The organism is Marinoscillum sp. HNIBRBA16962 (genome assembly GCF_057801515.1).
Genome location: NZ_CM173603.1, coordinates 5,175,522 through 5,185,500 on the forward strand (window position 1 = coordinate 5,175,522; position 9,979 = coordinate 5,185,500).

Consider the following 9,979-nt stretch of genomic DNA (forward strand, 5'->3'; position numbering starts at 1 on the left):
CAACTCCACCGTAATTTTTCAGAACTTTTTACCTATCAAAGGAGATGGAATGCTTGGGTTTACATCCATATCGCAGGCTATGGATAAAAAAATCAATTGCAAAAAAGTATTATTTGCAATGTTTATTTTCTGTAATTATTTTCCTGTTTGGCTTTCAGGGTATGGCTCAGCCAGATCCTCCTGGTGATCTGTATGTGATTTCACAGGATGAGGCCAATGAATTATTCTGGACCGCCAGCCCAACAGCAGGAGTTGACAATTATAAAGTATACCGCTCTGCCCCTAACGATTCTTCGAATTTTAATCCTACCCCTATCGCTACGGTATCAGATACTTTCTATACCGATACAGGCCTCACTAACGGCACTTTTTACTTCTACTATGTAATTGCGGTGGACGCAGATGATACTCCTCAGGAGAGCGATCCGACTAATGTGGATGCTTCTACACCCCAGGCATCACTAAGCAACTATATCGAATTTGATGGGGTGGATGATTATTTTGTCGCCAATGATTCTTTAGATTTTGAAATCAAATCCTGGGTTGATAATGCCTCCCTGGAGTTATGGTTTAAAACAGATACAATTCTAGATGGACCGACAGGTATAAAGCAGCTTATTGACAGGAAATATAAGACAAGCAACACACACGCATATCAAGTATGGCTTAAAAACGATACACTTTTCTATCGAAATTCATATTCGAACTCTAAAACCATGATTTCACCGTCTATCGTCACTGATACCTGGTATCACCTGGCCATAACTTTTGATGTAGCCAGTGATGTAGTGAAGGTTTATTTAAATGGAGCGGAGGTAAATTCTAATTCAGGTTCAGATATTGGTTACACTTTTTCTACTGAAAATGGTAACCCGTCATTATTTGTGATTGGTGCCTACAATAATGACGGAACTTACGAAAGCTTCTTTGACGGACAAATTTTAGAGGTAAGGCTATGGAGAAAAACCTTGACCCCTACAGATATTACAGACAACATGAATATCCAGCTCCGGGGTGATGAAGATGATCTTCTTGCCCTCTTTCACCTGGATGATTACTACAATACTACCGCATACAATTATACCCCTGTACTACGAAATGCCCAGGCTGTGGGCAGTCCGGTGGCATACGACCCGCATGTAACTGCCAATGATGACACGAAATTCATCCTTGAGGATGCTACAGATGCCCATTTCAAAGTCAAACAAAATGATGTAGTTACCAACTCAAGCAAAGTGAAAGTTGAAATCGTTACTGAACCAGATCATGGAACAGCCTCAGTGGTCAACAGGGACAGCATAGCCTACACACCGGATGCTGACTATTTCGGACAGGACACCATCAAATACCTCATCGCCGACACTACTGTTATAGGGGACCCCTACGACTTTGCCGATACAGCATTTGTTTATATCACCGTAGACCCGGTCAACGATGAACCCTCATTCACCCCGGGAGCCGATCAGGTAGTCCTGGAAGATGCAGGAACACAAACGGTCAATAGCTGGGCTACTGACATCAGAAAAGGTCCGGACAATGAAAGCACTCAGGACCTCACCTTTACTCTGACCAATGACAACAATGACCTGTTCAGCATTCAACCGGCAATCGATGATGCTGGAAACCTGACCTATACCCCGGCCAGTGACTCCACAGGAACAGCTACCGTAGATGTGGTACTCAGTGACGATGGTGGAACAACGGATGGTGGAGACGACACTTACACCACCCAGACATTCACCATAACCGTAGACCCGGTAAACGATGAACCCTCATTCACTCCGGGAGCAGATCAGGTGGTCCTGGAAGATGCAGGAACACAAACAGTCAATAGCTGGGCTACTGACATCAGAAAAGGTCCGGACAATGAAAGCACTCAGGACCTCACCTTTACTCTGACCAATGACAACAATGACCTGTTCAGCATTCAACCGGCAATCGATGATGCTGGAAACCTGACCTATACCCCGGCCAGTGACTCCACAGGAACAGCTACCGTAGATGTGGTACTCAGTGACGATGGTGGAACAACGGATGGTGGAGACGATACTTACACCACCCAGACATTCACCATAACCGTAGACCCGGTAAACGATGAACCCTCATTCACTCCGGGAGCAGATCAGGTGGTCCTGGAAGATGCAGGAACACAAACGGTCAATAGCTGGGCTACTGACATCAGAAAAGGACCGGACAATGAAAGCACTCAGGACCTCACCTTTACTCTGACCAATGACAACAATGACCTGTTCAGCATTCAACCGGCAATCGATGATGCTGGAAACCTGACCTATACCCCGGCCAGTGACTCCACAGGAACAGCTACCGTGGATGTGGTACTCAGTGACGATGGTGGAACAACGGATGGTGGAGACGACACTTACACCACCCAGACATTCACCATAACCGTAGACCCGGTAAACGATGAACCCTCATTCACTCCGGGAGCAGATCAGGTGGTCCTGGAAGATGCAGGAACACAAACAGTCAATAGCTGGGCTACTGACATCAGAAAAGGTCCGGACAATGAAAGCACTCAGGACCTCACCTTTACTCTGACCAATGACAACAATGACCTGTTCAGCATTCAACCGGCAATCGATGATGCTGGAAACCTGACCTATACCCCGGCCAGTGACTCCACAGGAACAGCTACCGTAGATGTGGTACTCAGTGACGATGGTGGAACAACGGATGGTGGAGACGATACTTACACCACCCAGACATTCACCATCACCGTAGACCCGGTAAACGATGAACCCTCATTCACTCCGGGAGCAGATCAGGTGGTCCTGGAAGATGCAGGAACACAAACGGTCAATAGCTGGGCTACTGACATCAGAAAAGGACCGGACAATGAAAGCACTCAGGACCTCACCTTTACTCTGACCAATGACAACAATGACCTGTTCAGCATTCAACCGGCAATCGATGATGCTGGAAACCTGACCTATACCCCGGCCAGTGACTCCACAGGAACAGCTACCGTGGATGTGGTACTCAGTGACGATGGTGGAACAACGGATGGTGGAGACGACACTTACACCACCCAGACATTCACCATAACCGTAGACCCGGTAAACGATGAACCCTCATTCACTCCGGGAGCAGATCAGGTGGTCCTGGAAGATGCAGGAACACAAACAGTCAATAGCTGGGCTACTGATATCAGAAAAGGTCCGGACAATGAAAGCACTCAGGACCTCACCTTTACTCTGACCAACGACAACAATGACCTGTTCAGCATTCAACCGGCAATCGATGATGCTGGAAACCTGACCTATACCCCGGCCAGTGACTCCACAGGAACAGCTACCGTAGATGTGGTACTCAGTGACGATGGTGGAACAACGGATGGTGGAGACGACACTTACACCACCCAGACATTCACCATCACCGTAGACCCGGTAAACGATGAACCCTCATTCACCCCGGGAGCAGATCAGGTGGTCCTGGAAGATGCCGGAGCACAAACAGTCAATAGCTGGGCTACTGACATCAGAAAAGGTCCGGACAATGAAAGCACTCAGGACCTCACCTTTACTCTGACCAACGACAACAATGACCTTTTCAGCATTCAACCGGCAATCGATGATGCTGGAAACCTGACCTATACCCCGGCCAGTGACTCCACAGGAACAGCTACCGTAGATGTGGTACTCAGTGACGATGGTGGAACAACGGATGGTGGAGACGACACTTACACCACCCAGACATTCACCATAACCGTAGACCCGGTAAACGATGAACCCTCATTCACTCCGGGAGCAGATCAGGTGGTCCTGGAAGATGCAGGAACACAAACGGTCAATAGCTGGGCTACTGACATCAGAAAAGGACCGGACAATGAAAGCACTCAGGACCTCACCTTTACTCTGACCAATGACAACAATGACCTGTTCAGCATTCAACCGGCAATCGATGATGCTGGAAACCTGACCTATACCCCGGCCAGTGACTCCACAGGAACAGCTACCGTAGATGTGGTACTCAGTGACGATGGTGGAACAACGGATGGTGGAGACGATACTTACACCACCCAGACATTCACCATAACCGTAGACCCGGTAAACGATGAACCCTCATTCACTCCGGGAGCAGATCAGGTGGTCCTGGAAGATGCAGGAACACAAACGGTCAATAGCTGGGCTACTGACATCAGAAAAGGACCGGACAATGAAAGCACTCAGGACCTCACCTTTACTCTGACCAATGACAACAATGACCTGTTCAGTATTCAACCGGCAATCGATGATGCTGGAAACCTGACCTATACCCCGGCCAGTGACTCCACAGGAACAGCTACCGTGGATGTGGTACTCAGTGACGATGGTGGAACAACGGATGGTGGAGACGACACTTACACCACCCAGACATTCACCATAACCGTAGACCCGGTAAACGATGAACCCTCATTCACTCCGGGAGCAGATCAGGTGGTCCTGGAAGATGCAGGAACACAAACGGTCAATAGCTGGGCTACTGACATCAGAAAAGGACCGGACAATGAAAGCACTCAGGACCTCACCTTTACTCTGACCAATGACAACAATGACCTGTTCAGCATTCAACCGGCAATCGATGATGCTGGAAACCTGACCTATACCCCGGCCAGTGACTCCACAGGAACAGCTACCGTAGATGTGGTACTCAGTGACGATGGTGGAACAACGGATGGTGGAGACGATACTTACACCACCCAGACATTCACCATAACCGTAGACCCGGTAAACGATGAACCCTCATTCACTCCGGGAGCAGATCAGGTGGTCCTGGAAGATGCAGGAACACAAACGGTCAATAGCTGGGCTACTGACATCAGAAAAGGACCGGACAATGAAAGCACTCAGGACCTCACCTTTACTCTGACCAATGACAACAATGACCTGTTCAGCATTCAACCGGCAATCGATGATGCTGGAAACCTGACCTATACCCCGGCCAGTGACTCCACAGGAACAGCTACCGTGGATGTGGTACTCAGTGACGATGGTGGAACAACGGATGGTGGAGACGACACTTACACCACCCAGACATTCACCATAACCGTAGACCCGGTAAACGATGCGCCATCATTTACCAAGGGGCCAGACCAGTCCCTTGAAGAAGGTGCCGGAGCTCAAAGCATAGCTAACTGGGCAACCGGCATTAGTAAAGGGCCAGCGAATGAAGACGGACAGTCTCTTACTTTTATACTGACCAATAACAATAACGGGCTGTTTTCTGTACAACCAACCATTGATGAAACAGGAATGCTAACCTACACTCCTGCCGCTTCAGTCAATGGAAGCGCCATAGTAGATATAGTATTAAAAGACAATGGGGGAACGGATAACAACGGTGTAGATTCCACCGCTCACCAAACATTCTCCATTTCGGTAGGGCCGGTTAACAATCCCCCTTCCTTCACAATAGGATCTGATCAGACTGTAAATGAAGACGATGGTGCTCAAACCGTTCCAAACTGGGCAACTGACATTAGCAAAGGACCGGATGACGAAAGCAGCCAAACATTGACCTTTATACTAATAAATGACAATCCTTCTCTTTTCTTAATCCAGCCAACCATAGATGCATCCGGAGAGCTGGCCTATACACCAGCCTCCGATGCTTTTGGTAGTGCTACCATAGATGTAGTGCTCAAAGATGACGGAGGTACGGAGGACAACGGAATAGACTCTACAGCACATGAAACCTTTACAATTACCATCAATCCGGTTAACGATGCACCTTCATTTACCAAAGGACCGGATCAAATGGCTAATGAAGATGATGGACCTCAAACTATCACAGGCTGGGCAACAGCTTTAAGTACAGGTGCCAATGAGAATAGCCAGAGTCTCACATTCACAGTTATCAACGATAACAACAGTTTGTTTGCTGTTCAGCCTAACATTGACCCTTCAGGGGCTCTAACCTATGAACTTGCCAACAATGCAAACGGGAGTGCCACCGTAAATGTGGTCCTGAAAGATGATGGGGGTACCACCAACAATGGAGTAGATTCCACATCACACATCACCTTTGCTATCACCGTTGATCCGGTCAACGATGCACCAGCATTTACTGCAGGTACAGATCATGAAGTAAATGAAGACGATGGTGCTCAAACCATCCCAAACTGGGCAACTGACTTTAGCAAAGGGCCGGATGACGAAAACAGCCAGACATTAACCTTTATATTAATAAATGACAACCCTTCTCTATTCTTAATCCAGCCAACTATAGATGCATCAGGAGAGCTGGCTTATACGCCAGCCTCCGATGCTTTTGGTAGCGCTACCATTGATGTAGTGCTTAAAGACGATGGGGGGACAGCAGACAATGGCATAGATTCAACCGCCCATGAAACCTTTACAATTACAATAAACTCAGTAAATGACGCTCCCTCATTTACAAAAGGAGCTGACCAGACTGCTAACGAAGATGACGGACCCCAAACCGTAACAGGGTGGGCAACAGCTTTGAGTAAGGGGCCGGCCAACGAAAGCAGCCAGAACCTGACATTTACCCTGACCAATGATAATAACAACCTGTTCTCTGACCAGCCAGCTATAGATCCTTCCGGGACTCTGACGTTTACTCCAATACCGGACATTACCGGCAGTGCAACAGTAACTGTAGTCCTGAAAGATGATGGGGGCACTACGAATAATGGAGTAGACTCAAGTGCTCACCAAACATTTACCATTACCATAACCGACGGAAGTAACGCTCCATCTGATATCTCTATGACCAAAAATACTATAGCTGAAAATGAAGCCACGGGGACGCTGGTTGGAATATTAAATACCGAAGATGACGATGTGGGAGACAGCCATACTTACAACCTGTCAGGTACTGATGCTTCCTTTTTCGTTCTAAACGGGGATCGGCTGGAATCAGCAGTGAGCTTTGACTATGAGAACCGAAACAGCTATGACATCACCATCACCACGACGGATTCAGAGGGTCTGTCCCATGAAAAAGATCTTGAAATCCTCATTGAAGACGCAAATGACCCTCTGACAGATATATTGCTATCCAATAATGAAGTCGCCGAAAATAAACCGGCAGGCACGTTGATTGGAGAACTTATTCCAGTTGATGAAGATGCTGATGACAATCACACCTACAGGATCACAGGGGGAGACACCAGGTATTTTACAATTAACAATAATGAACTGGTTACTAATGAAGTCTTCTTCGTGTCAGACCAGACTACTTATACTATTACGGTAGAAGCTGAAGATCAAGGTGGCGAAATGATATCAAAGGATATCCGGATCAATATCGTGCATGACACTGAATCAGGTCTGGTCATCCCTACAGCTATCACTCCAAACGGAGACCATGAAAATGACACCTGGGAAATATTAAACCTGGATCTGGCAGAGAACTGCAGGGTGGTGGTCTATGACCGTGGAGGAAAGGTGATTTTCGAATCAGAAGGGTATGAAAAACCATGGGATGGAAGGTATCATGGGAAACCGCTCCCTGCTGGCACTTACTATTATTTTATTCGTGAATTCAGGGAGAGTACTACTAAAGATCACAGGGGATTTGTAATGATCCTTTTATAAATAGTTAAGCAAACACTGCCGCGAAAAACCATGAGTATGAACAAATAAAAGACGGAACACATATAACCGAATTATCATGAGAAAGCTATTACCGGCCCTTTTTTTACTAATCACATTGCATTCTTATGGGCAGAGTAATGTGTTGATTGGACAGTACTTTCAGTTAATGCCAGTGTTTGCTCCCGGCCTGACTGGTGCGAATGACTACATGGACATCCGAACAGGGATGAGACATCAGTGGGTAGGTTATGAAGGAGCACCCAGAACTTATTTTTTCAGCGGGACTGGTTCAGTATTGGTAAATCAGGCCAACCCTCATAAATACAACTCGGTCAGGGTCAGTGACATGTCCCCTTACACCACCAAAGGAGCAAAACTTGGTTTTGGAGCTTATGTTTTCAGTGATATAGTAGGCGAGTTTGAACAACTCGAAACCATGGCGTCCGCAGCGATCCACGTCCCGGTTTCAAGCAAAATATACCTGTCCCTGGGCATATCTACTGGTTTTTACAACACACGGGTGGACTTATCCGGTGTTTACGTCTTGCGTCCACAAAACGATGATACCTATCAGGATTTTATCGAAAACGGGGCCAAGAGCAATTATTTCAAACTAAATTCAGGCATCTCAGCTTATTCCAACCGATTTTATATCAGCTATTCAGCAGTAAATCTTGCCAATGTATTGATCGATGGCAACTTAAATATAGCGGAGTACTCCCCTACTATTCTACACAATATTCTGGGAGGCTACCTGTTTAATTTAAACTCGAAAATTGAAGTTATACCTAATGCATACATCAGGTATTCAGAAGTATTGCCTATACTGTTTGATGCAGGCGTCCGGGCAAGATATATGCAAAATCTCTATTTAGGGCTGTCTTATCGCAACGATAAATCCCTTATAAGTATGATCGGTTTCAATATAAACGATACGTACAACTTTGGGTATGCCTATGAACATAAAATGATGGAATATGGCGGCCCGGATAATAGCAGTCATGAAGTCATATTAGGTATCCAATTATTTAATCATAAAAAATACACTCCGATCTGGTAGGTAGGATCATTTTCAATAAATGAAGCATGTTAAGTCACTTCTGATTTCTGTTGTTTTGCTTTCAAAAGCTTTTGGACAGGAATTAGTCTTCACTAATACAAAGCCGTTAGATAACATTATTAATACTAATTCAGAAGAGGTCTATCCACTTTTAAGTGCGGATAGCACAGGCTTATATTTTGCACGAGCATTCTATAAAGGAAATATCGGCGGCCAGCTTGCAGGCCAGGACATCTGGTATACAGAAAGGGACGAAAATGGAGTGTGGGGGTTACCTGTTAACCTCACCGCACTTAACACAGCTGAAAACAATGTGGCAGTTGGCGTAGGACGTGACAATGACGTTTTATACCTGTTAAACACTTATTCCAATCCACTACGATGGGATTATGGCATAGCGTTTTCAGTATTTAAAGATAGCAAATGGAACAAGCCCCGGGAGGTTAACCTTAAATTTGATAATGGTAGTGACCTGCGCGGATACTATGTAACACCCGATGAAGATGTTATTTTATGGTCTTCAGCAAGACCCGACTCCTACGGAAAAGAAGACCTGTACCTATATCTAAAAACAAGCGAAGGATGGACCGGACCTATTCATTTTGACGAAAACATTAATACGGCTGAAGTAGAAATGTCCCCTTTTCTTTCTGCAGACCATAAAACCATGTTCTTTTCCAGCAACGGACATGGTGGATTTGGCAGCTTCGATATTTTTATGACAAAGCGTCTCGATGATACCTGGGAAAACTGGTCCGTTCCGGTAAATCTTGGATCCACTATAAATACACCGGGATTCGAAGCATATATGTCTACCTACCCTGGTGGAGAAACATTTTTTGTCAGCAATAAGGACGGAAAATCAACGAATATCTATACAACTAACCTCAGTATTAAGGAAAAACCGGAAAAAGATACTGTAGAGTTAGTTGCAAAGCAGGATCCAGCGCCTCCGACTCCTGTAGAAGAAGTGAAGGTCGAAAAAAATGAGCGCCCTGAGAAAAATGCAGTAGTCTATACAGTACAGATTCTGGCCTTATCAAAGCAGGAAAAACCTGATCATTCTTATTTCAACAAATTAGACACCTCTGCTATCAATAAAATAGAAGGAAAAGATGGTTGGACCCGCTTTTACATGGGGGAATACCTCTCCCTTCCTGATGCTATGAAAGTAATGGACTCACTTAAAAATATAGGCTATTACGATGCTTTTATCAGAAACATGGAAGAATATTCCAGATTATAGATACCCACTACAATGTGTATATATCAAAGAATAGCTAAAGAAATATAAACCACCAAACACAAGCAGAATGAACTATTAGACAGAACGAAATACTCTTTAGGTAAGTGATAT

At 45.6% G+C, this 9,979-nt stretch carries 3 protein-coding genes; all 3 read left to right on the plus strand.

Annotated elements, in window-relative coordinates; all coding sequences use genetic code 11:
* Nucleotides 1–113: 113 nt before the first annotated feature.
* The 3 genes from AC3E9V_RS21650 (at nucleotide 114) to AC3E9V_RS21660 (ending at nucleotide 9,868) form a co-directional block, all read left to right on the plus strand.
* Nucleotides 114–7,562 carry an Ig-like domain-containing protein gene (locus AC3E9V_RS21650; RefSeq protein ID WP_488750254.1) on the plus strand — a complete coding sequence of 2,483 codons (7,449 nt, stop codon included), beginning with the start codon at nucleotides 114–116 and terminating at the stop codon, nucleotides 7,560–7,562.
* Between the two features lie 76 nt (nucleotides 7,563–7,638).
* The gene (locus tag AC3E9V_RS21655) at nucleotides 7,639–8,622 is read left to right on the plus strand and encodes a PorP/SprF family type IX secretion system membrane protein (RefSeq protein ID WP_488750255.1); all 984 of its coding nucleotides are present in this window, start codon (nucleotides 7,639–7,641) and stop codon (nucleotides 8,620–8,622) included.
* Between the two features lie 19 nt (nucleotides 8,623–8,641).
* Complete coding sequence (locus tag AC3E9V_RS21660; RefSeq protein WP_488750256.1) at nucleotides 8,642–9,868, plus strand: hypothetical protein; 1,227 nt, start codon at nucleotides 8,642–8,644, stop codon at nucleotides 9,866–9,868.
* Nucleotides 9,869–9,979 lie beyond the last annotated feature (111 nt).